This window comes from Pseudomonas fluorescens (genome assembly GCF_902497745.1).
GTDB classification, from domain to species: Bacteria; Pseudomonadota; Gammaproteobacteria; order Pseudomonadales; family Pseudomonadaceae; genus Aquipseudomonas; species Aquipseudomonas fluorescens_BM.
In genome coordinates this window covers 107,793-129,207 of sequence record NZ_CABVHJ010000006.1, presented here as the reverse complement: position 1 = coordinate 129,207, position 21,415 = coordinate 107,793, and the positions used below count along the sequence as shown (strand labels likewise).

The 21,415-nt window shown below is 59.9% G+C and carries 24 protein-coding genes; 11 read left to right on the top strand and 13 right to left on the bottom strand.

The window, feature by feature from the left end; genetic code table 11:
- The first annotated feature begins 48 nt into the window (after positions 1–48).
- Complete coding sequence (locus F8N44_RS11295) at positions 49–1,167, top strand: P1 family peptidase (protein WP_150650351.1); 1,119 nt, start codon at positions 49–51, stop codon at positions 1,165–1,167.
- Positions 1,168–1,514: 347 nt separating this feature from the next.
- Here F8N44_RS11295 and F8N44_RS11285 read toward each other — a convergent pair whose 3' ends face one another.
- Positions 1,515–2,147 carry a TetR/AcrR family transcriptional regulator gene (locus F8N44_RS11285; protein ID WP_150650350.1) on the bottom strand — a complete coding sequence of 211 codons (633 nt, stop codon included), beginning with the start codon at positions 2,145–2,147 and terminating at the stop codon, positions 1,515–1,517.
- Between the two features lie 164 nt (positions 2,148–2,311).
- Between F8N44_RS11285 and F8N44_RS11280 the strand changes: the two genes are divergently transcribed.
- Positions 2,312–2,752, top strand: coding sequence for a hotdog fold domain-containing protein (locus tag F8N44_RS11280; protein WP_150650349.1), 441 nt, complete (start codon positions 2,312–2,314; stop codon positions 2,750–2,752).
- 64 nt (positions 2,753–2,816) lie between these two features.
- On the opposite strand, the gene F8N44_RS11275 is transcribed toward F8N44_RS11280, so the two are convergent.
- Positions 2,817–3,503 carry a GNAT family N-acetyltransferase gene (locus tag F8N44_RS11275; RefSeq protein WP_150650348.1) on the bottom strand — a complete coding sequence of 229 codons (687 nt, stop codon included), beginning with the start codon at positions 3,501–3,503 and terminating at the stop codon, positions 2,817–2,819.
- A 151-nt stretch (positions 3,504–3,654) separates the two neighbouring features.
- On the opposite strand from F8N44_RS11275, the gene F8N44_RS11270 reads away from it, so the two are divergent.
- Complete coding sequence (locus F8N44_RS11270; protein ID WP_150650347.1) at positions 3,655–4,140, top strand: DUF3592 domain-containing protein; 486 nt, start codon at positions 3,655–3,657, stop codon at positions 4,138–4,140.
- Between the two features lie 9 nt (positions 4,141–4,149).
- Here F8N44_RS11270 and F8N44_RS11265 read toward each other — a convergent pair whose 3' ends face one another.
- Positions 4,150–4,707, bottom strand: coding sequence for a YceI family protein (locus F8N44_RS11265; RefSeq protein ID WP_150650346.1), 558 nt, complete (start codon positions 4,705–4,707; stop codon positions 4,150–4,152).
- Between the two features lie 74 nt (positions 4,708–4,781).
- Entirely contained in the window at positions 4,782–6,137 is a 1,356-nt protein-coding gene (locus F8N44_RS11260) for an MATE family efflux transporter (RefSeq protein WP_150650345.1), read from the bottom strand.
- A 199-nt stretch (positions 6,138–6,336) separates the two neighbouring features.
- Between F8N44_RS11260 and F8N44_RS11255 the strand changes: the two genes are divergently transcribed.
- The 3 genes from F8N44_RS11255 to F8N44_RS11245 all read left to right on the top strand — a co-directional run bounded on the left by F8N44_RS11255 (position 6,337) and on the right by F8N44_RS11245 (position 9,406).
- A complete protein-coding gene (locus F8N44_RS11255) occupies positions 6,337–6,900 on the top strand; it encodes a chorismate mutase (protein WP_150650344.1) in 564 nt (187 codons plus the stop codon).
- Between the two features lie 156 nt (positions 6,901–7,056).
- Complete coding sequence (locus tag F8N44_RS11250) at positions 7,057–7,614, top strand: phage infection protein (protein ID WP_150650343.1); 558 nt, start codon at positions 7,057–7,059, stop codon at positions 7,612–7,614.
- Between the two features lie 148 nt (positions 7,615–7,762).
- Positions 7,763–9,406, top strand: a complete 1,644-nt coding sequence (locus tag F8N44_RS11245) for a sensor domain-containing diguanylate cyclase (protein ID WP_150650342.1) — start codon at positions 7,763–7,765, stop codon at positions 9,404–9,406.
- An 8-nt stretch (positions 9,407–9,414) separates the two neighbouring features.
- Here F8N44_RS11245 and F8N44_RS11240 read toward each other — a convergent pair whose 3' ends face one another.
- The 3 genes from F8N44_RS11240 to F8N44_RS11230 form a co-directional block, all read right to left on the bottom strand.
- Entirely contained in the window at positions 9,415–10,110 is a 696-nt protein-coding gene (locus tag F8N44_RS11240; protein WP_150650341.1) for a hypothetical protein, read from the bottom strand.
- A gap of 186 nt (positions 10,111–10,296) precedes the next feature.
- Entirely contained in the window at positions 10,297–10,683 is a 387-nt protein-coding gene (locus F8N44_RS11235) for a c-type cytochrome (protein ID WP_150650340.1), read from the bottom strand.
- A gap of 52 nt (positions 10,684–10,735) precedes the next feature.
- The gene (locus tag F8N44_RS11230) at positions 10,736–12,067 is read right to left on the bottom strand and encodes a PLP-dependent aminotransferase family protein (protein ID WP_150650339.1); all 1,332 of its coding nucleotides are present in this window, start codon (positions 12,065–12,067) and stop codon (positions 10,736–10,738) included.
- 90 nt (positions 12,068–12,157) lie between these two features.
- Between F8N44_RS11230 and F8N44_RS11225 the strand changes: the two genes are divergently transcribed.
- The gene (locus F8N44_RS11225; RefSeq protein WP_150650338.1) at positions 12,158–13,051 is read left to right on the top strand and encodes a DMT family transporter; all 894 of its coding nucleotides are present in this window, start codon (positions 12,158–12,160) and stop codon (positions 13,049–13,051) included.
- 3 nt (positions 13,052–13,054) lie between these two features.
- On the opposite strand, the gene F8N44_RS11220 is transcribed toward F8N44_RS11225, so the two are convergent.
- Positions 13,055–13,870, bottom strand: a complete 816-nt coding sequence (locus tag F8N44_RS11220; protein WP_150650337.1) for an AraC family transcriptional regulator — start codon at positions 13,868–13,870, stop codon at positions 13,055–13,057.
- A gap of 131 nt (positions 13,871–14,001) precedes the next feature.
- Here F8N44_RS11220 and F8N44_RS11215 point away from each other — a divergent pair, with 131 nt between their 5' ends.
- Positions 14,002–14,514 carry a carboxymuconolactone decarboxylase family protein gene (locus F8N44_RS11215; RefSeq protein WP_150650336.1) on the top strand — a complete coding sequence of 171 codons (513 nt, stop codon included), beginning with the start codon at positions 14,002–14,004 and terminating at the stop codon, positions 14,512–14,514.
- Between the two features lie 524 nt (positions 14,515–15,038).
- Here F8N44_RS11215 and F8N44_RS11210 read toward each other — a convergent pair.
- Positions 15,039–16,484 (bottom strand): SulP family inorganic anion transporter, encoded by a 1,446-nt coding sequence (locus F8N44_RS11210; RefSeq protein ID WP_150650335.1) that lies wholly within the window; start codon positions 16,482–16,484, stop codon positions 15,039–15,041.
- A gap of 157 nt (positions 16,485–16,641) precedes the next feature.
- Here F8N44_RS11210 and F8N44_RS11205 point away from each other — a divergent pair, with 157 nt between their 5' ends.
- Both F8N44_RS11205 and F8N44_RS11200 read left to right on the top strand, forming a co-directional pair.
- Entirely contained in the window at positions 16,642–16,959 is a 318-nt protein-coding gene (locus F8N44_RS11205; protein WP_150650334.1) for a hypothetical protein, read from the top strand.
- A 53-nt stretch (positions 16,960–17,012) separates the two neighbouring features.
- The gene (locus F8N44_RS11200) at positions 17,013–17,558 is read left to right on the top strand and encodes a hypothetical protein (RefSeq protein WP_141129093.1); all 546 of its coding nucleotides are present in this window, start codon (positions 17,013–17,015) and stop codon (positions 17,556–17,558) included.
- A gap of 40 nt (positions 17,559–17,598) precedes the next feature.
- Here the strand turns inward: F8N44_RS11200 and F8N44_RS11195 are convergent, their stop codons facing one another.
- Positions 17,599–18,234 (bottom strand): hypothetical protein, encoded by a 636-nt coding sequence (locus F8N44_RS11195; RefSeq protein WP_150650333.1) that lies wholly within the window; start codon positions 18,232–18,234, stop codon positions 17,599–17,601.
- Positions 18,235–18,361: 127 nt separating this feature from the next.
- Complete coding sequence (locus F8N44_RS11190; protein WP_150650332.1) at positions 18,362–18,820, bottom strand: GNAT family N-acetyltransferase; 459 nt, start codon at positions 18,818–18,820, stop codon at positions 18,362–18,364.
- A 143-nt stretch (positions 18,821–18,963) separates the two neighbouring features.
- Here F8N44_RS11190 and F8N44_RS11185 point away from each other — a divergent pair, with 143 nt between their 5' ends.
- The gene (locus F8N44_RS11185) at positions 18,964–19,608 is read left to right on the top strand and encodes a TetR/AcrR family transcriptional regulator (protein WP_150650331.1); all 645 of its coding nucleotides are present in this window, start codon (positions 18,964–18,966) and stop codon (positions 19,606–19,608) included.
- A 19-nt stretch (positions 19,609–19,627) separates the two neighbouring features.
- Here the strand turns inward: F8N44_RS11185 and F8N44_RS11180 are convergent, their stop codons facing one another.
- Together F8N44_RS11180 and F8N44_RS11175 are read right to left on the bottom strand one after the other, a co-directional pair.
- On the bottom strand, positions 19,628–20,641 hold the full coding sequence (locus F8N44_RS11180; protein WP_150650330.1) for a lysozyme inhibitor LprI family protein: 1,014 nt from the start codon (positions 20,639–20,641) through the stop codon (positions 19,628–19,630).
- A gap of 189 nt (positions 20,642–20,830) precedes the next feature.
- On the bottom strand, positions 20,831–21,364 hold the full coding sequence (locus F8N44_RS11175) for a cysteine hydrolase family protein (protein ID WP_150650329.1): 534 nt from the start codon (positions 21,362–21,364) through the stop codon (positions 20,831–20,833).
- Positions 21,365–21,415 lie beyond the last annotated feature (51 nt).

Here is a 21,415-nt window from a genome sequence, read left to right as displayed (position 1 = left end):
CCACAGGGGCCGCGCACAACCCAGCATTTTTTAGAGAGACAGAAATCAATGAAACCTCGTGCCCGTGACCTCAACATCCGCATCGGCCAACTGCCGCCCGGCCCGCTCAACGCCATCACCGATGTACCCGGCGTACGCGTCGGCCACAGCAATGTGCGCGGCCGCAGCAGCGCCGGGCGGGACATCTGCACCGGTGTCACACTGATCGAACCGCGCCCGGGTTCGACCAATCAGCAACCGTGTTTTGCCGGCGTGCATGTGCTCAACGGCAATGGTGACGCCACCGGCCTTGAATGGATTCGCGAGGCGGGTCTGCTGACCAGCCCGATTGCGTTTACCAACACCCACAGCCTTGGTGTAGTGCGCGATGCATTGATTGCCCTGGATCGCCAGCAGCAACCCGACGACGGTCGTCTCTACTGGAACATGCCGGTAGTGCTGGAAACCTTTGACGGTTTGCTCAACGACATCAACGGTTTTCACGTCCAGCCTAAACACGTCGCCGAAGCGCTGAGCGCAGCTGTTGAAGGTCACGTCGTGGAAGGCGCGGTCGGCGGTGGCAGCGGCATGATCTGCCATGAATTCAAGGGTGGCATCGGCACCTCATCGCGGCGGTTGAGCCGTGCTCAGGGTGGCTGGACCGTCGGCGCCATCGTGCAGGCCAACCACGGCATTCGCAGCGAGCTACGGGTCGATGGCTACCCGGTCGGGCGCTACATGGAACAGAAAGATTCGCCGTTCTTGCGGGCATCGTTGCCACATCCGGGCATGGGTTCGATCGTCGTCTGTCTGGCCACCGATGCGCCGCTATTGCCTCACCAGTGCACACGTCTGGCGCAACGCGCGAGCCTCGGCCTGGCGCGCACCGGCGGTGGCAACGAGGATCACAGCGGCGACATTTTCATCGCCTTCGCTACGGGTAATGATCACGTGCCGCCGGCAGCCTACGAAGGCAAAGGCGCGCCGACCTGCGACGGTTTGCGTATGGTCAACAATGACCATATCAGCGAGCTGTTTCTCGCCGCGACCGAGGCGGTTGAAGAAGCGATCATCAATGCGTTGCTGGCCAGTGACAGCACCGACGGTAATGGGCATTCGGTGCCGGGACTGGATGCGCAAACCCTGCTCGCTGCTCTCGAAAAATCAGGCTGGCCTGGCGCCCGCTGACACCGCAAAAACACTGTAGGAGCTGCCGAAGGCTGCGATCTTTTGATTTTGCTTTTAAAAGACAAGATCAAAAGATCGCAGCCTTCGGCAGCTCCTACAGGGAGTCTGTGAACATTCATGAAAGAGGCCAGCGTCTAGTTGCCCGTGCGACTGGCGGTACTTGAGCCGCCACTTGCAGGCTCCTACGATGGAATCACGCAGTGGCTCCGCTCTATCGAGCGCTGCGTAGGCACGGGTGCTCTGAACCCCAATCAAGCCCGTGCCTTGCTTCATGCGCATCTTGAGCCTCGAGGGCTCTACTTCCTCCCCATCAAAGAGCTTTGAGGCTCTTTTTTTTTCTGCGCAAATCAGCTGTCCGACAGCGAATCGGCGCGGATCGAGCGCCACGCCGCTTGTGCCAGCAACTCGCGATAATCCGCCGGACGGCCCTTCACCCGCCCCGCCAACCAGGCGCGGCAATAACTGTCGGCCTGACCAATGATCAACGATGGCAACAGTTCGGCGGGCAGCGCCTTGAGTTCGGCAGCGCGCCCCGATTCAGCCAGCCAGTCGCGCAGACGCAGATTGCGGGTCTTGTTGCGCTCGGCCAGTTCGTCTTTGAACGGCCCTTTGGTCACGGCAAACCGCGCGTGATACTGGAAGCGCGCCCATTCGGGTTGACGCTCGACCCAATCGACGTAGCTGAACACCAGCGCCTGCACACCTTCCTCGGTGGTTTTCGCTGCATCCAGATAGGCATCGCGCAGGCGCGCCTGATCCTCCAGCGCGGTGAAAAACAACGCGGCGACCAAGCCCTCCTTGTTGCCGAAATGGTGATAGATCGCCCCGACGCTGGTATCGCACTCGGCGCGAATCATCTCGATGGTGGTGGCCTCGATCCCCTGCTCGTTGAACAGGCTCAGCGCCTTGCGAAAGATATCGCGCTTGAGTTCGGCGCGGCGGCCGGGGTAGCTGCGTTCAAGTAGATCTGCGGTGTCCATGCGGCTCACTGCCTGAAAGTCGGGATTGAAAGGCACACGTCGTGCCCATGAAAAAAACACGCACAGGTTGACAGATTTCCCGCAGACCGAATACCGTTCCGTTACAGAATATTATTCTGTAACGGAACATCATTCTGCAAAATCACTTTCCGCGAGGCGTTTCCATGAGTCAGTTTCTAAGCATGTTCAACAGCGCAGGCCCGCAAGCGTTCAGCCAGATGGCCTGCCAGGTCGCGCCGTACTTCAGCACCATCAGCCCACTGGTGACCGAGTTGCGCGCCAACGCGGCGACGGTACAAGTGCCGTTCCGTCGAGAGATCACCAACCACCTCGGCACCGTGCATGCGATTGCCATGTGCAACGCCGCAGAACTCGCCGCCGGGATGATGACCGATGTGTCGATCCCGGCCGGCGCACGCTGGATCCCCAAAGGCATGACCGTGGAATATCTGGCCAAGGCAAAAACCGATTTGACGGCAGTGGCCAGTGGTGAAGGCGTGGATTGGCAGAGCGAAGGCGACAAGATCGTCACCGTGGATATTCGCGACACCGAGGACAAGCACGTGTTCACGGCGCGGATCACCATGAACGTCAAACTCGGCTGAATGACGCGCACAAAAAAGCCCTTGCTGCGCCATTCACAGCAAGGGCTTTTTCAGCGATGTGAGATCAGTGCACGGTCAGGCGCTGCCGGACAAATTCTTCGGTGTGACGGGTGGTCTGATCGAGGTGTCGGTCGCGCTGTTTCTCGGCGTCGAGCATCGCGCGCTTGCCGTTTTTCTGCAGCAGATAGGTGTGGATCTGCTGCACTTCCAGCGACCGGTAAATCGGTGTGGTGTCGATAAATCTGCGCAGGCCGTTGCTGCGGTAATGCCGGGTGCTCATCAATACCTGCGTTTCCCGTGAACCGATCACTTCAAAACCCAAGGCTTCGAAGTACGAGACTTTACCCACGGTGCAGGCCAGTTCCGCATGAGGATAACGCCCGACCATGTCGCCGATCAGCGCCCGCGCCACGCCCTGACGCCGATGCCCTTCGCGCACCGCCATATAAGCCACGCTGCAGGCTTCCCAATCGCCCTGCACCGGCAGGTACAACAGAAAACCGATCACTTGCTCCGGATCATCCTCGTCGGTGGCCACCAGCAACTCGACGTCGGTGCCCTTTTCGCCACTCAACGCTTCCAGATACAGATGCACCTCATAGCCGACCGCGTACTGATAGACGTTATATAGCAGGTTGCTCGGGCCGAGACCGACCGCGCTGATGTCGGTCAGGTAATCGACGACCATTTGCAGAATCTGGCTGTTGACGCCTTCGGGGCATGGGGATTTGTAGTGGGTGATGCGTGGCATGACGAACTCCGACGGTAAAAAGCGTTGCCGACAACCGCAGCGGTCGACGAACCGCGACATCATACCGTGACCGGCCCGGCGGACGTCTAAAGTTCCTTTTCCGAGCGCCGATGTAACGGTCTCCTACCAATGTCACCACCAGGGACCGGCCATGTACTACCCGCGCGAAGCTGCCAAGGATCACCTCTACAACCGTATCGTCATGCTGACCGTTGCTTGCTGCGTAGTTCTGCTGCTCGCTGCAATGGCTCACAAGTCGGGCATGCTTTATGGGGCGCTGAGTTTTAACGGCGTGGAAACCCGTGGCAGTGTCACGGCACTGGAACAGATTCCAATGAACGCCAATGGCAAGGTCATTCACTATCAATACACCGATGCCCAAGGCCAGCCCCATGAAGGGCAACACGCTGACGAACGCTACGTCGAGCATACCCAGTACGAAGTCGATGGCCCGATCACCCTGCTGGTGTCGCCCTGGATGCCGGATAAAAGCTGCATCGCCAGCCAGTTGCAGAGTTACCGCACGAGCTTCTACATCATGAGCGGCGGCGCGCTGCTCGCGTTGCTGTTTCTGCTGATCTCCGGCAGGACGTTCTGGCAGATTCAGGCGATGAAAGAACAGGACCGGTTTTATTGACTGACGAGGTCACTGCTGCGGCGCTACCACTTTGAATTTGATGGCGATGTCCTTGGACACCACGGTGTCCGCCCACTCCCCCGCGCCGAGGCCGAACTCGTCGCGCTTGAGCACCAGTTCACCATCGAAAATGCCGATGGCGCTGCCCGGTTTCAATTCCACCGGCACCTGCACTTCGCGGGTAATGCCCTTGAGGGTGAGTTGTCCGTCGATCAGATAGCGACGCTCGGCCACTTGGGTGAAACGTCGGGATTCGAACACCGCCACGGGAAATTTTTCGGTGTTGAACCACGCCGGTTTCACCAGCTCGGTGTTGGCGTCTTCGCTGCCGGCATCGATGCTGTTGAGGTCAATGTGCAGCGTGGTACGGGCGTTGGCGAGGTTGTCGGTATCAAAGTCCAGCGTCGCCTCGAACTTGCCAAAGGTGCCGTACATCGGCGAGCCCATCTGGTTGTAGGTAAAACTGATCTGGCTGGCGGTGGTGTTGACCCGCGTGTATTCGACAGCCTGCGCGGCAGAGATGACGCACAGCGAACACGCGGCAGCCAGCAGCAATCGGATCAACATGGGATTCTCCAGGCGGGGCCTGCCGTCGAGGGCCTCGGTTGACTTAAGCAAACATCCGACTGTTACGCCAGCGCCTACACCAGTCGCTCGATCTTCTGATGCTGCCAGACCAGTTTGTAATACAGGGTCTGCAACACCAGCATGCTCAGATACGCCACCGGAAACGCCATCCACACACCCTGCAAACCATATTGGCCGTCCAGCCAGTACGCCGCCGGCAGTTGCACACCGACCACACAAATGATCGCAATGATCACCGGCACCAGCACCGTGCCGCTGGCGCGCATGATCCCGCCAATGATGGCCTGGAAGCCAAAAACCAACAGGCTCCACAGCATGATGTGCAGCAGATGCTCAGCCATCGCCCGGGTCGAGTCCTCGGTCAGGAACAGCCCCAGCAACCAATGCGACAACAGGTAACCGAGCACTATCAAGCCGCCGGTCAGGCACACGTTGATCAGCAGCCCGGTGCGCAGAATCGGCCCCATGCGCTCCAGTCGCCCGGCGCCGATGGCCTGCGCACCGAGAATCGACGCGGTGATCGCAATCGACAACGCCGGGAACTGCACATAGTTGACGATTTGCGTCACCGCGCCATAGGCCGCCGTCGCTTGCGAACCGTGCTGGTTGACCAGCGCCAGAATCACCAGCTCCGACAGCGACAGCACAATCATCTGCACGCCGGTCGGCAGACCGATGCGCAACACCTTGCCGAGAATCGCCCCGTCGAGACGTAGCGCGGCGAAGAACTCGCGGTCCGGCGCCAGCGGATGGCCCTTGCGAATCAAGCGCCACGCCAGCCATGCCATTGCCGCCAGGTTACCGGCCAGCCCTGCGTACGCCGCACTTTGAATGCCCAGTTGCGGCAAGCCGAACCAACCGCGAATCAGCGCCGGGGTCAGGGCCAGCCCGACACCGGTCGATACGATCAGCGCCAGCAACGGCGACAGCGTATCGCTGACCCCACGCAACAATTGGGTGAACAACACAAACACCAGCAGCGACGGCAAGATCCACATCATCACATGGGCATACGCCACCGCATCGTCGAGCACATCCGCCGGCGTCCCCAAACCCGCCAACGCCTGCCGCGCGAATACGCTGCCCAACACCGCAGCCACCAGACCGATCAGCACGCCGAGCAACAGCGTCGCCCCGGCAATCGCTTTGACCATGTGCGGCTCACGCGCGCCCCAGGCCTGCCCGATCAACACCCCGGCGCCCGCACCGAGGCCGATCACCAGCGCGATAAAGAAGAACACGATGGGAAACATCCCCGACACCGCCGCCAGTGCCTGGGTGCCGAGCATCTGGCCGATGTAGATGCTGTTGACCGTGCCCGACATAGATTGCAGAAAATTCGACAGCACCATCGGCGCGAGGAACAGCAGGTAGGTGTGCCAGAGTGGGCGTTGGGCGACGGCTTGCATTGAATAGAGGTCCATCTCGACGGCGGGAGGGCTGATTGAGGATAGCTTCGGTGAGTTGCTCGCGGGGTGCAATTAACATTTCAAATCGGTGTTTATTACCGGTGCCCGCACCTGTGTAATGAGCACGGATCTATAGGTGTCGGTTCAGCGCTGTGGTAAACAACTGCCCACTTCCATTGCTCTCATTGAGGCTCTGTTCATGCCGCACGTTGCCAATCTGTTGACCGCCAGCCTACTCGCCCTGCTCACCACCAGCGCTCACGCCGCCGCGCCCGCCGAAACGTTGAAGCCGTTGCTGGAAACACTCAACGAACGCCTGAACATCGGCGACCTCGTCGCGCTGACCAAATGGGACAGCGGCAAACCGATTCAAGACAGCCCTCGTGAGGCGCAGGTCATCGCCAATGCTCGCACGCTGGCCGCCGAGCGCCAGCTCGACCCTGAAGACGTGGCGCAACTGATCGCGGCGCAAATGGAGGCGAACAAATTGGTGCAGTACGGCTTGCTCGCACAATGGCAGGCGGCCGCTGCCGCACCAGACACCCCGCGCCCCGACCTTGGTAAACAGATCCGTCCGCGTCTGGATGAACTGCAAACCCGTCTGCTGCAGCAATACGCCGCGTTCATGCCGTATCGCCACGACGCGAATTGCCCGGCGTGGCTGGCCAAGGCACGCAGTGGCCTGACCCACGACGCGTTGCATGAGCTGGCCCTGACGCGCGCGACCGGTGAACTGTGTGTTCGGGCGGCGAAGCCGCTCTGAGAAAGATCAACGGATCGCAGCCAGCGGCAATTCCTATAGGGATTGGTGAACCATCATTGCGGTCGATGTTCATCATCACGTCAATGAAGTTCTCATAAAAAATCCACGGCGTAACATCGGCTCCAGACAAACAACTACCCCTTGGAGCACACGATCATGAAACGCCAAACCCTTCTCAGCATCGCTTTTTCGGTTTTCGCCATTAACGCTTTTGCCGCCACCCCGGCACATACCCAGGTCGCTGAAGGCGGCTCGGACAAGTTGATTGAAAGTCGTGTTGCTGAGGGCGGTTCTGATCGTCTGCTCGAACGCCGAGTTGCTGAAGGCGGTTCCGATCGCCTGATCGAACGCCGCGTTGCTGAAGGTGGTTCCGATCGACTGATCGAACGCCGCGTTGCCGAAGGCGGTTCCGATCGTCTGATCGAACGTCGCGTTGCTGAAGGTGGTTCCGATCGACTGATCGAACGCCGCGTTGCTGAAGGTGGTTCTGATCGCCTGCTCGAACGTCGCGTTGCCGAAGGTGGTTCCGATCGTCTGCTTGAACGCCGCGTTGCTGAAGGTGGTTCCGATCGACTGATCGAACGCCGCGTTGCTGAAGGTGGTTCTGATCGCCTGCTCGAACGTCGCGTTGCCGAAGGTGGTTCCGATCGTCTGCTTGAACGCCGCGTTGCCGAAGGCGGTTCCGATCGTCTGATCGAACGCCGCGTCGCCTAAACCACTGGCTTCATCGCAACCCCAAGAAAAAGCCCGGCCTGATCAGCCGGGCTTTTTCCTGCCCGCAACCATCCATTCCCCGACTGGTCACCCACCGCCCATTGCGCATACCATGCGGCCACAACTCCAAAACAGACCTCGCCTGCCCATGCTCAAAGCCAGTCTGCGTAGCCACCTCACCCTTTGGTTTGCCGGTTTGTCCCTGCTGACGCTGCTGAGCGTGGGCTTCTATGTCGGCCACATCGCCACCGAACAAATGAAACAGGCCAGCGGCAATGCCTTGCTCAACACCGCGCGCTCGGCCGCATCGTTGCTGGGTGAACAACTGCGCGAACGCCAGTTGGAGGTGTATCTGCTCAGCCGCGCGCCGCATCTGGAGCGTGGCGATCTGGACAACCCGGCGATTCTGAAATCGATGCAACTGCGCACCCAGGCCCGCGCCGAGTATGCGTGGATGGGCGTCACCGATGCCGAGGGCAAGGTGCATCAGGCGGTGAACGACTTGCTGGTTGGTCAATCGGTGCAGCAACGGCCCTGGTTCCAGGCCGGGTTGCGCGGCGAGTACACCGGCGATCCTCATGAGGCGGTGCTGCTGGCGAAAATGCTGCCGGCCCTGCCGAACGGTGAACCGCTGCGCTTCATCGATTTCGCCGCACCGATCCGCAACGCCGACGGCCAGGTGATTGGTGTCCTGGGCGCCCACGCACACTGGAGCTGGGTAACACGCATTGTCGAGTCGGCGGCGTTTGCGCACAAAAATTCAATGCCGGATATCGAAGCGTTGATCATCGATCACGATGGCAAGATTCTCTACCCCGAAGCACTGATGGGCCAGCAACTGGCGGCGACTGATTCGAAATTGCAGGGCTGGACGGCGGGCAACGGCTTTCTCACCAGCATGGTCAGCGTGCCGACGCCATCGAGTACGGTGCTGTCGTGGTCGATTGCCGTGCGCCAGCCGTTGGAAACCGCACTGCAACCGGCGCGCCTGCTGATGTACAAATTGCTGATTCTCGGCGTTTTCGCGGCGGTGCTGTTCGGCTTGGTGGCTTACTACCTGGCGCTGTACCTGAGCCGCCCGATCGAACAGCTCGCGCATTCGGCCCGGCAGGTGCAGAACCAACAGCCGGGCGCGCAATTCCCGCTGCAACACCCGGTGCGGGAAATCGCTCAGCTTGGCCAGTCCATTGATGCGATGACCCGATCACTGCTCGGCAAGGAACGCGAACTGCAAGAGGCCAATGCCTCGCTGGAAGCCACGGTGGCGCAACGCACTGCGGCGCTGACGCAGGCCAACGCCGAGCTGCTGAGCCTGGCGACTCACGATGGCTTGACCGGCGTTTACAACCGTCGTCGCTTCGACGAGAAACTCACCGAATACACCCTGCTGTTCCGCCGCACCGGGCGCCCGTTTGCCCTGCTACTGATCGATGCCGACCACTTCAAGCGCATCAATGACAGCCACGGTCATGCGGTGGGTGATGAGGTGCTGCAACAGTTGGCGCAACTGATTCATAGCAGCTTGCGCACCACCGATTTCGTCGCCCGTTACGGCGGCGAAGAGTTCGCAGTCTTGTTGCCGGAAATCGCCCAACCCGACACCCCGGAAGTCGTCGCCGAGAAGATTCGCGCGGCGATTGCCGAGGCCGAATTTCCTGTGGTCGGGAATGTGACGGTGAGCATTGGCGTCGGCTTGGCAGACCCGGCCGACAACAGCCACAACGCATTGATCAAGCGCGCTGATCAGCAGCTGTATCAGGCCAAGGCTGCGGGTCGCAATCAGGTGGCGTGATCAGCCCTTCACTGCTTCAAGTGTTCGACCAGCTTACCGACCACCAGATCTGAGACATGGCTGAATGCCTTGCGCAACGCTTCGGGATCCGTGGCGTATTGCTCCGGAGTGTAAGCGATGGTGTTGGCATCGTTGGATACGGAAATGGTGTCGAAATTGCGCCACACCGCGGAGCCGTTGCGCTTGATTTGCGCCGTGGCGCCGATCACCGGGTACAACACGGTGCTGTAGTTCTTCAGGCAAAGCCCCCATTGCGATACCAGGATTTCGACCTCGGCATCGGCTATCTCACCCTCGCCCACCACAGTAAACAAATGTTCCTGCTGCACGCGTTTTTCGAAGCTCTGCCGAATCAACTGACTCAGGTCGATGCCATTGGCCTTCATGTTGTTGCGAATCGCCAGAGTGATATCTCCGGTGGCCACGTCCGCCGCTTTCGTCCCTGCCACAGAGCCCGCCCCCGTTAACGCACCGGCGCCAACAGTCGAAGCACCGGAAGCCATGCCCGCCGCCGCACCGGCTCCGGCGCCCAGACCTGCTCCCCAGGCCTGCGTCATGCTGGTGTACTGAAAGTTGTCGACGGCGACAAACACCGGCAGCACTTTCAGGGTTTTGATCTGCTGGCGATCTTCAACGCGGAGATCTTTGGTCACGCAACCCGTTAGCAAAACGAAGGCAGCCATAACGCCGAATAACTTTTTCATGTCGTTTTCAATCTGAGACCAGGGTGTCAGACATATCGCCAGAACACAGCAATACTTGAATCGCGAAAGGCGTGACCGCGACGGTTATGCCCCCTGTCGGCGGAATTGATCGAGCGTGATGGGAGGGTTTGCCAGCCAGAGCCTCAACCCGGCATCGCTGCTTCTCATAAACGCGACCTTCTACCGTTATTGCGCGAAGGTCTGGAGGTAGGCCAGCAGATTATCGAGCTTCTCTTCGTCGCTAAGCCCCCAGAAAATCATCCGCGTACCGGGCACCACACCTTTCGGGTCCTTCAGATAGGCGATCAGCGTTTCACGATCCCAGGTCACCCCCGAGTTCTTCATCGCATCGGAATACACGTAATTAGCCGACGTACCGGCAGGCCGGCCGATGATGCCGTTGAGTTGCGGGCCGAATCCGGGGCGGGCCGATTCGCCGACCTGATGACAGCCGCCGCACAGGCGCGGGAAGATTTTTGCGCCGGCTTCGGGATCGCCTGCAGCGTGGGTGAACGTACTCAGCAGGCTGGTGGCGAGCATCAGGGCGAGTGACAGTGCAGCGGTGTTTTTCATCGCGGGTTCCGGATCGGTCTGCATTGGGCGGCGCAAGGGTAGCATTTTGTTTTTACAGGTAAGCGCCGATGATCCTCCTGACCGTCGTCAACGCCTGACGCAACACCTCCATGTCTACCGAACCCAATGCCAAGCGAATCGCATGCGGCACATGCCCCGACACCGAAAACGGCACTGCCGTGGTGACCGAAATCTGTTCATGCATCAACTCGACGACAATCTGATCGGCGCGCACGTCTTCCGGCAGCGGCAGCCACAGGAAGTACGACGCAGGATGGCCAATACTCGGCAGCCCTTTCAGCACTCCGGCCGCCAGCGCTTGTCGCGCCTTGGCGTCGTTGCGCTTCTGCTCCTCAAGCAGCGTCACCGTGCCGTCGTCGAGCCAACCGCAAGCGATGGCGGTCATGATGCCGGGGGTGTTCCAGGTGGTGGCGCGGATGATGCGCTCCAGAGCCGGCACCGTTTCTGGCGGGGCGGCAATGAAACCGACGCGCAGTCCGGTGGCGATGTTTTTCGACAGGCCCGAGACGTACACCGTGCGCTCCGGCGCCAGATCGATCAGCGTACGCGGTGGGTTTTCCACCAGAAATGCGTAGGCCGCGTCTTCGATGATCGTCAGATCATGTCGACGGGCAATCGCCACCAACTGCTCGCGCTGCGCCAACGGCATCACCCAGCCCAGCGGATTGTGCAACGTCGGCATGCTGTACACGGCACGCACCGAGCGACTGCGACAGAGTTTTTCCAGCGCAGCGAGATCCGGCCCCTGATCGCTGAACGGGATCGCCACGACTTCCAGATGCAGCGCCTCGGCCAAGACCTTGAATCCGGAATAAGTCAGCGCGTCGGCGGCAATCACATCGCCGGGTTTGAGCAATGCCATCAGCGTCACCGCCAGGCCTTGCTGAGCACCGTTGACGATCAGCACTTGCTCGGCTTCGACCGTCACTCCGCGCGTCAGCAGGTGCCGGGCAACCGAGGCGCGCTCGTGGGCGCGACCGGCATGCGGTTGATAACGCAGCAACGCTTCCAGGTCGCCGGACAACGCCAATTGCCGCAACGCGCTGCGCAACAAATCCGCCTGACCGGGCAATGATGGGTAATTGAAATTGAGGTCGATCATGCCGACCGCCACGTCTTTCTGATCGATGCCCTGCCCCGGCGCCAGCGAGGTTTCACGGACAAACGTGCCGCGCCCGGTTTCGCCGCTGACCAGGCCCATGGCCTCCAGCTCTGCATATACCCGCGAGGCGGTGACCAGCGCCAGGCCTTCTTGAGCGGCCAGTTGCCGATGGGTCGGCAGCCGTGTGCCCGGCGACAATTGGCCCGAGCGAATGTTTGCGGCATAGGCATCAACGAGTGTCTTGTAGCGCGAGCGTGGCATGTCGAGATGTATCCATGACAATTCTTTGATTGTGCTGATTCTCGGCTCTAGCATGGCCGCAACGCAACCCACCTCTGAGCGTGATCCGGTATGGAACGAACCTCGAATCTGACGACCCCGGCACTGGAAAAAACCAGCGGCTGGATCAACGGCTTTATCGGCGTAGTGATCTTCAGCGGCTCACTGCCGGCCACGCGTTTGGCGGTGCTGGAGTTCGATCCGGTGTTTCTCACCGTGGTCCGCGCGGCCATCGCCGGGGTGTTGGCGGTAGCGCTGCTGTGGCTGTTTCGCGAACGGCGTCCGGCGCGCGATCAGTGGTTGTCGCTGTTGATTGTCGCGCTGGGCGTAGTGCTCGGCTTTCCCCTGCTGACCGCCCTGGCGCTGCAACACGTGACGTCGGCGCATTCAATTGTATTTGTCGGCTTGCTGCCACTGGCCACGGCGATTTTTGCCGTGCTGCGCGGCGGTGAGCGGCCGCGACCGGTGTTCTGGATCTTTTCGATTCTCGGCAGCGCTCTGGTGGTCGGCTTCGCGCTGGCACAAGGGCTGACGGCCTCGCCCACCGGTGACCTGCTGATGCTGGCGGCCATTCTCGCTTGCGGCCTCGGTTATGCCGAAGGCGCGAAACTGTCGCGCACCCTCGGCGGCTGGCAAGTGATTTGCTGGGCACTGGTGCTGTCGCTGCCACTCATGGCGGTGTTGAGTCTGTGGCTGGCGCCCGCCTCCTTCAGCACAATCAATCTGTCGGCGTGGGTGTGTCTGGGCTATGTGTCGCTGTTCAGCATGCTGATCGGCTTTGTGTTCTGGTATCGCGGTCTGGCTCAGGGCGGGATTGCGGCGGTGGGTCAGTTGCAATTACTGCAACCGTTTTTTGGTCTGGCGCTGGCGGCGACGCTGCTGCATGAACACGTCAGCATTGGCATGCTCGCCGTGACGTTGGGCGTGATCCTGTGCGTCGCCGGGGCGAAGAAATTCGCCAAATGATCGTCAGACGCCCGCCTTCCACTCCCGCGGACTGAGCCCGGTCTTGCGCCGAAACGCCCGGGCCAGCGCCGAAGGACTTTCGTAACCGACTTCTTCGGCAATCAGCGCAATCGGTTTACCTTCGCGCAGGCGTTTCTGCGCCAGACTGACGCGCCAACTCAGCAGATAATCGGCCGGCGTCTGCCCGACAACGCGGCGAAACTGCTCGGCGAACCCGGCGCGGGACAAGTTGGCGACAGACGCCAGATCCGCCACGCTCCATGGCTTTTGCGGTTGCTCGTGCATCAGATTCAAGGCACGCGACAGACGTGGATCAGCCAGCCCGGCAATCATCCCCGGTTGTTGTTCGCGACTGCTGATCAGGTGCCGCAACAGCAGAATCACCAGCAATTCGAACAGGCGATCCATCACCGCGACGCGCCCGCAATGACCTTCGAACGCTTCCTTGAACAGCCATTCGACGGTGTTGCCCAGCTCCGGGATGTCCGTCAGTTTCAGCACCAGATAATCCGGCAGTGCCGCCGCCAACGCGTTGCCGGAACCGCCATCAAACGTTAGCGTTGCGCAAACTACCTGAGTGTCCATGGTTTCGTCGGCAAACATGCGATGGGCGAAGGGTCGGGGGAAGAAGATCAGCGACGGTTCACTGAGGCGGATCTCGCGTTCGCTGCCCGGCTTGAGCAGCAACTCGCCAGCCTGCAACAAATGCACATGGCCGACCGGTTCATTTTCATGAACCGCGACGCCGCAGAACGTGCCGCTGTGAAAAGTGCCAGCAGACACGCCGAAATGGCTGAGCAATGTTGAAAGGCGATCCATGGACGACTCCAAGAGCATGTCTGGACGATCTGCCGCATATCCTCGACGATTTGCCGCCAATCCACCAGCCTCACTCAATAACATGACCTCCATCCCCGGCGCACTTCGCACCGGACTCTCGGAGAATCACCATGAGCCGCATCCACGCAATCAGCCTCGAAACCGCCACCGACGCCACCCGCCCAGTACTGGAAGGCGTGAAAAAGAAAATCGGTTTCCTGCCCAACGTCTTCACCACCCTGGCCAAAGCACCGGTGGCCCTCGAAACCTACGTACAAGCCTCGGCGATCCTCGGCAAAACCTCGCTGAGCGCTCAGGAGAAAGAAGCGGTGTATTTGGCTACGTCGCAGGTCAACGGTTGCGATTATTGCCTCGCAGCGCACACGTTGTTCGCCGGCAAGGCCGGACTCTCGGCGCAAGACATCGTCGCCGCCCGCCAAGGCGAACTCAACGCGTATGCCGCCCTCGCCCGTCAGCTGACCGAAAGTCGCGGCCATTTGAGCGATGCACAGATCGCCGCCGCCCGCGCTGCCGGCATCGACGACGTGAAGATCATTGAAGTCATTGCGCTGGTGGCCGTGCAGAGCCTGACCAATTACCTGAACAATGCGGCGCTGACGGACATCGACTTCCCGGCCATCTGAATTCTGGTCGAACACAAAAACCTGTGGGAGCTGACCTGCTAGCGATAGCGGTGTGTCATTCAAAACATCGTTGAATGACCCGACCGCCATCGCGAGCAGGCTCGCTCCCACAGAAAAGCAAAAGCAGTACCCACCTCGCACCGCATCGCTTCTAACCACTCAACAGGATGAGCGTTAGCTCGGCTGCCGCTCTTGATCTTGATCCACGGGCGACGTCGGAAGGCTGAGTGGAGGGATTCATCCGGGGGTGGGGAGCGCAGCGACCGTTTGGCGCAGCCAAACACAGCGAGAGGAGGTGCAGCGAAGCAAACCGTAGGCGCTGCGCCCGGAGGGATCACGGAGCGAAGGAACCCCGAGCCCCAGCGAGCGGGCCGCACGTAGGAGCAAGCGTTTTTTTGCTTACTTTTTTTAGGCGTTTGTAAAAAAAGTGAGTCGCCGTAAGGGCGAAACCCTAAGCCGCCGTGACCGCAGCAACGGATATGTACTCCGTAATCCAGACAACCATAGCCAACGCCCACGGCTGATCAGTGATGCTCCTCACCCGCCCGCTTCAGCAATTTCTTGCAACGCTCCGATAAATGAAACACCTGCAAATGCTTACCCGCCTTCGCATAGCGCTCGCGCAGAGTCTTCAACGCCGCAATCGCCGAATAATCGACAAAACTCAAATGCCGACAGTCCAAAGTCACCCGAGCCGGATCATTGGCCGGATCGAATTGATTGAGAAACGGCGTAGTCGAGGCAAAAAACAACGTGCCATGCAGACGATAAAGCTTGCTGCCGTCAGCCTCCAAATGCTCATCGGCATACAACTCACGCGCCTGCTGCCAGGCAAAATTGAGCGCCGCGATAATGATGCCGCACAGCACCGCAGTGGCCAGATCGGTGAACACGGTGATGGTCGTCACCGCGATGATCACCAGCACATCATTGAGCGGCACTTTGTTCACCACCCGCAACGACGCCCAGGCAAAAGTCTGCTGCGACACCACAAACATCACACCCACCAGCGCCGCCAGCGGAATACGCTCGATCAGCGGCGACAGAAACAGAATGAACAACAGAATCAGCACGCCAGCGACCACGCCAGACAAGCGCCCGCGCCCACCGGAACTGAGGTTAATGACGGTCTGGCCGATCATCGCGCACCCGCCCATACCACCGAACGCACCCGAGACCATATTCGCCGCACCGAGCGCCACGCACTCGCGATCCGGGTAGCCACGGGTTTCGGTGATTTCATCGGTGAGGTTCAACGTCAGCAGGGTTTCCAGCAGACCGACCAGCGCCATCAAAATCGCGTAAGGCGCGATGATGCGCAGGGTTTCAAGATTCCACGGAATATCCGGCAGGGCGAAAGTCGGCAAGCCGCCGGCGATGTGCGCCATGTCGCCAAGGGTGCGGGTCGGCAGGCCGAACAGGTAAACCAGCAGGCCGACACCGAGAATCGCCACCAGTGCCGGCGGTACCGCTTTCGTCAGACGCGGCAGGATGTAGACGATGGCCATGGTCAGCGCCACCAGTCCGGTCATCAGGTACAGCGGCGCACCGCTGAGCCAGTCTTCACCGCTCTTGAAGTGCTCCAGTTGCGCCAAAGCAATGATGATCGCCAGGCCGTTGACGAAACCGAGCATCACCGGGTGCGGCACCATGCGCACCAGTTTGCCCAGGCGCAGCAGTCCGAACGCCATCATGATCAAACCGCCGAGCAACACCGTCGCCAGCAAATACTGCACACCGTGCTGCACCACCAACGCGACGATAACCACCGCCATCGAACCCGCCGCGCCGGACACCATGCCCGGCCGGCCGCCGAACAACGCCGTCAGCGTGCAGATGATGAAAGCGCCGTACAAGCCCATCAGCGGATTGAGGTGCGCCACCAGCGCGAACGCAATGCATTCGGGCAACAGGGCAAACGAGGTGGTGAGTCCGGCCAGGACATCGGCGCGCAGACGAATCGGTTTCATGGCTTACCTGACTGAGCGGCCGACGAGCACGGCCGCGGGTGTTCGGGGAAAAGAGGGTTGCGGATGTTACGGAATTGTTCCGGATCGAGCCAGTGAACGCTGACACCTGTCGGCTCGGGCTTTATGCTGGCGCGCTCCGGTATTCATCGAGTTCGACATGTCTGCATTTCTGACGTCCCGCGAAGTGTGCCAGCGTTTGCGTGAAGCGGCGCTCGGTGTGCTCGCGTTCAAAGTCTGCGAAGCACCTGCCGAGACCGGACTGGTCACAGTCGATATCGACGGCTGGCGCCTGCTGCTGGATTTTGCCGGGGGGCGATTACATCACTGTGAACACGCCCGCAGCGACGATGGACAAGAAGGCTCGCTAGAGCGCTGGCAGCGTTTCGGCACCGACCCGGTGAGCCTGCTCAGTACTTGGGAACTGGCGCAGATCGAGCAATTGCTCAAAGCGCCGACGAACGAGGTTGCTCAATGATGGCACTCTGCCCATAATTCGCGCCCTCCTCTATTCCCACGCAAGGAACTGCCGTGAAGAAGTCGCTGTTGTTGATCCCGATGCTGGCCGTGCTGCTGCAAGGCTGTGGCATGACCATGACCCGTTACGAGCCGAGCTTCGAGAACGTGCAGAAGCTCAAGCAAACCCCACCGCTGCATGCGATCAGCAATCCTCAGGTTACGGCCGAATCCGGTGAAGGTTCGCTGGTGGTGCGTGCCAATCCGGTCCGCTCGCCGTCCGGCAGCATCCCGGCACACATTCAGGACGCGATCACCGAAGAACTGCGCAAGGCCGGTCTGCTCGACCCGCAGGCTCAGCGTCAGTTGAAAGTGCTAGTGGTGAAGAACGAACTGTCCGCCGGCATGGGCACGGGCGACGGCAAACTGGCCGCACGCTTCACCCTGCTCAACGGCAACGATGTGGTGTACGACGCGACCAAGAATGTCAGCAGCCAGTGGAGCAGCAGCTTCTTCGGTTTCATTGCGATCCCGAACGCGGTCAACGCTTACAACCCGATGGTGCGTGACTTGCTGAAGGAACTGTACAGCGATCCGCAGTTCATTCAGGCCCTGAAATAAGGGCAAAAAAAGAGCCGCAATTGCGGCTCTTTTTTTCGCTTCAAACCCGTGGAATACCGGTTTCGAGCGCCGAGTACTTCAGGTTTTTGTTATCAACCATTTGCTTGAGCAACGCGTTGACCTGACGGGTAAAGGTGTCATTCACCGCGTCTTTAGGCGTGTTGGCCATCAGCGGAATGAACCAGATGCCGATCCAGGTGCCGACCGCATCGTGATTGCTCGCGGTGGTGAGGGCCTGACCTTGGCCATCCAAGCCTTCCAGGCTCAAGGTGTACTGATCGGTGCCGTACGCCGGGATTACCATCATGCTGAAGCCGCTGATGAAGGCCAGCACCATGGAGCCTGCATTCGGCGGATGGTTGTACATTTTCAGACGCAGGCTGTAGTCGCCCGGCTGCTTCTGGAACTCGTCCAGAGTGACACGGCCGAACAGACCCGAGTCAGTGAGGATTTTTTGCAGCTGTGGTTTCAGTTGATCACGTGCCTGCGGCACTTCCACGGCGGAACCACTTTTCGGCTCGCCCTGATAAAAATCGAAATCGACGTAAACGTTTGGCTTGTTGGTGTAACTGGCCATCGACGGCATAGTCACCGGCGCCACTTCGTCTTTGGTGAAACTGGCACAACCGCCCAGCGCAAGTACCAGCCCCAGCGCCAGCATTTTCCCGAATTGCATGATGTCCGTCCCTATGTGTACAAGACCAAATGATGGCATTGAGCCTTCATTGCGAAGGCCGAGCGGATTCTAGAGAGAGCGGCCTTCCAGCGAAAGCCTGAATTGGCGAAATCGGCAAAAAAATTGCTCAGCCCTGCCGCAAGTCGAGGATGTAGGTGTAGTAACCACTGTCGCGTACGTAGCCGAGGGATTCGTACAAGCCTTGCGCCGTGAAGTTGTCCGTGGCAGTTTCCAGCACCAAGCCCTTGGCGCCGGTTGCCAAAGCAAAATCCCGCGCAGTGTTCATCAACAGTCGGCCAACGCCGCGTCCACGGGCGGCGGGTGCAGTGAAGAGGTCGCTGAGCAGCCAGGTGCGGTGGGCATCGATTGACGAGAATGTCGGATACAGCTGCACGAAACCCAGCGTTTCACCGTGTTCATCCTGAGCAAGAAAAATCGCTGATTCGCTGGCAGCCATGCGTTCAGCGATGAAGGTGCGTGATTGTTCAAGGTTCGACGCCTGCCGGTAAAAGCCTCGATAAGCGTCGAACAACGCCGCCACCGCATCCAGGTATGTCGCGTCGGCCCGCAGTGCCTGAAGGGTCATGGCCTCGCTCCGTTTCCAATCAATGATCGAAACAGCATAGCGCTGCCCTTCGAGTGTGCTGGCTTCATCGCTATATAGTTTTGTATATTGCGAAACCGAAATAGCCAGAACCTTGCCATGCCGTCCATTCAGTCTCCATTTCCATGAGCGCGATCCGCGTACGCAACGAGCAGTTGATCCTCGCCGCCGCCAGCGAAGAGTTCGCCGCGAACGGCTTTGACGCCACCCAGACCCGCGACATTGCGGCGCGTGCCGGGGTGCCCAAGGCCAATCTGTATTATTACTTTCAGACCAAGGAAAACCTCTACAGCAAAGTACTGCTGGGGTTTGTCGAGCCGTTGTTGGAAGCTTCGGCGGCGCTGCGTGAAAGTGATGATCCGCTGATGGGGCTGCGCGCCTACGTTGCCGCGCGGATTCGGATTGCCCGCGAGCATCCGGCGATTGCCAAAGTGTTCAGTGGCGAGTTACTGCTGGGCGGTCGACAGTTGCCCGGCGAGTGCCGCGATCTGTTGCAGGCCGAAGCGCGGCGCAATGTTGAATGCCTGCGCAGCTGGATCGAGCGCGGCTTGCTGGCGCCGGTGGATCCTGAGCATTTGATGTTGTTCATCTGGTCGGCGACGCGTACGTACACCAACATTGGCTGGCAGATGGGCCGGATCATGGGGCGCGAAGTGCCGCAGGATGAGGATTATCAAACGGCGGCGCAGACGATTACGCGAATGGTGCTGGAGGGTGTCGTGGTGACACCGCGGGTGGGCGAGATTCGTGGGGTTTTGTTTGCGACTTGAGGGAGGGCTGCTGCGCAGATCAGGGCATGAAGTCTATGGGGAGTTCCAGATGAGCTTTCATGCGCTCGTTCCAGTCGTGCAAGGCGTCGGGTAGCCGTTTTTTCCATTTCGCAGCATTGGTGTAGTAACGCAGACGCGAGTGGCCGGTACTGTCGTAGGTCACCAACAACACCCAGAAATGGCCAGCGGTTGACCGCATCACGACACCGGTACCGCCGAGGCCGCGCATCCACATCTCCCAGACCTGACTACCCGGTACGTCGGTGCCTGGCTCGCCAGTCATCAACGAGCCGGACTTTTCCACCAGCGTTTGATAATCAGTCTTAAGCAACGTGTGCAGTGCCTGATTCTCTTCCGGTGTTTGTGCCAGGCCCAGGCTGAGCATGTCGTAATTCAGCGTCAGCGGTTGCTGCGAAGCAACAAAACGACCGGTGTAGTAGACGCCCAGTCCGGCACTGCAATATCCGCCTGCACCCACGAGCGAAATATCCAGCACACCGTTGATGGGAGTGAACAACAGGGTGCACTCGTCTTCCGAGTAAACGGCCTTACCGTCCTTGAGTGTGGCAACACCGTCCAGATCACCGGAGTTGGCGCCCTCGGCTGCCGTAATGTCGATGCTGATGTGCGTAGCATCGCGGCGCTGGGTTATCACTGTCGCCGAGGTTGAAGTCCCCGGCGGAACAAGCTGCCAGGTCGCGTCCCAACTGAAGGGCTGGGTGGCGTGTTCAAGTTCGGTCAGGCGCATCAGGTACTGGCGGCGCAAACAGGCTGTCTGATCGCCACAGGCGTTACGGCTTTTCAGCCACTGCCGCTGGTCAGTCTTGAGGGCTTTGGCATCGGGGACATTGGCCAATGTCGAGTGCCAAAGCTTGCCCAGTTTCTCATCGAGCAGCGAAATCTGCGGATCACCGCAAATGGCTTTTTCAGTTTTGCTGGCAGCGCTGGCGCAATCGAAACTGCTGGCCTGGGTAACAGCGGCAAACGCAAGGGACATCAGCGCCAAGGCATGACGCAGGGAGAGAGCGAACATCGAGAGATTCCATTCTTCGGACGGCGCGCAGTATGCCAGTGCTGCTGCCGGAAATCCCGGTGTCATGAAGTCCTCAGTTACCTTGTGGGAGCGAGCTTGCTCGCGAAGGCGGCGTGTCAGTCAGTTTGATATCGGCTGGTACACCGCTTTCGCGAGCAAGCTCGCTCCCACAGGGTTTTGTGTGGGTTGTCAGAACGTGATGTCGGCTGCGGGTTTGACGTCGATACGCGCCACGGAGCCAGTCAGGTGCGCCAGATCCTTGTTGTGTTCGGCGATGATGTCTTCGGCGCTCATGTTGCCGTTGTCGACGGTTGAATGCGCATCGGCGGCGAGCACCACGTCATAGCCCAGTTGATGGGCCTGACGCACGGTGGCGTTGACGCAGTAATCGGTTTGCAGACCGCAGATGACCAGTTTTTCGAAGTCTTCGCTCGGCAGCAGTTTGCGCAAGTCGGTCTGGTAGAACGAATCCGGGGTGGTCTTGCGTACGCGCAGGTCTTTGAGCGATGTCTCAAGCCCTTCGGCCAGTTGCCAGCCTTCGACACCATGGGCCAACGGGCTGTCCTTTTCTTCATGCTGGATCAGCACCACCGGCACGCCAGCCTTGCGCGCGCGGGCGCTTAAACCGTTGATGGTTTCGATCACGCGATGAATGTCATGACACTGATATTCGCCCGAGCAGAGGGCGCGCTGGACGTCGATGATCAATAATGCGGTGGTCATGATGAGCCTTCCTTGATCAGTCCTTGAGACAGGGGCGGACGTGAGCCTGCC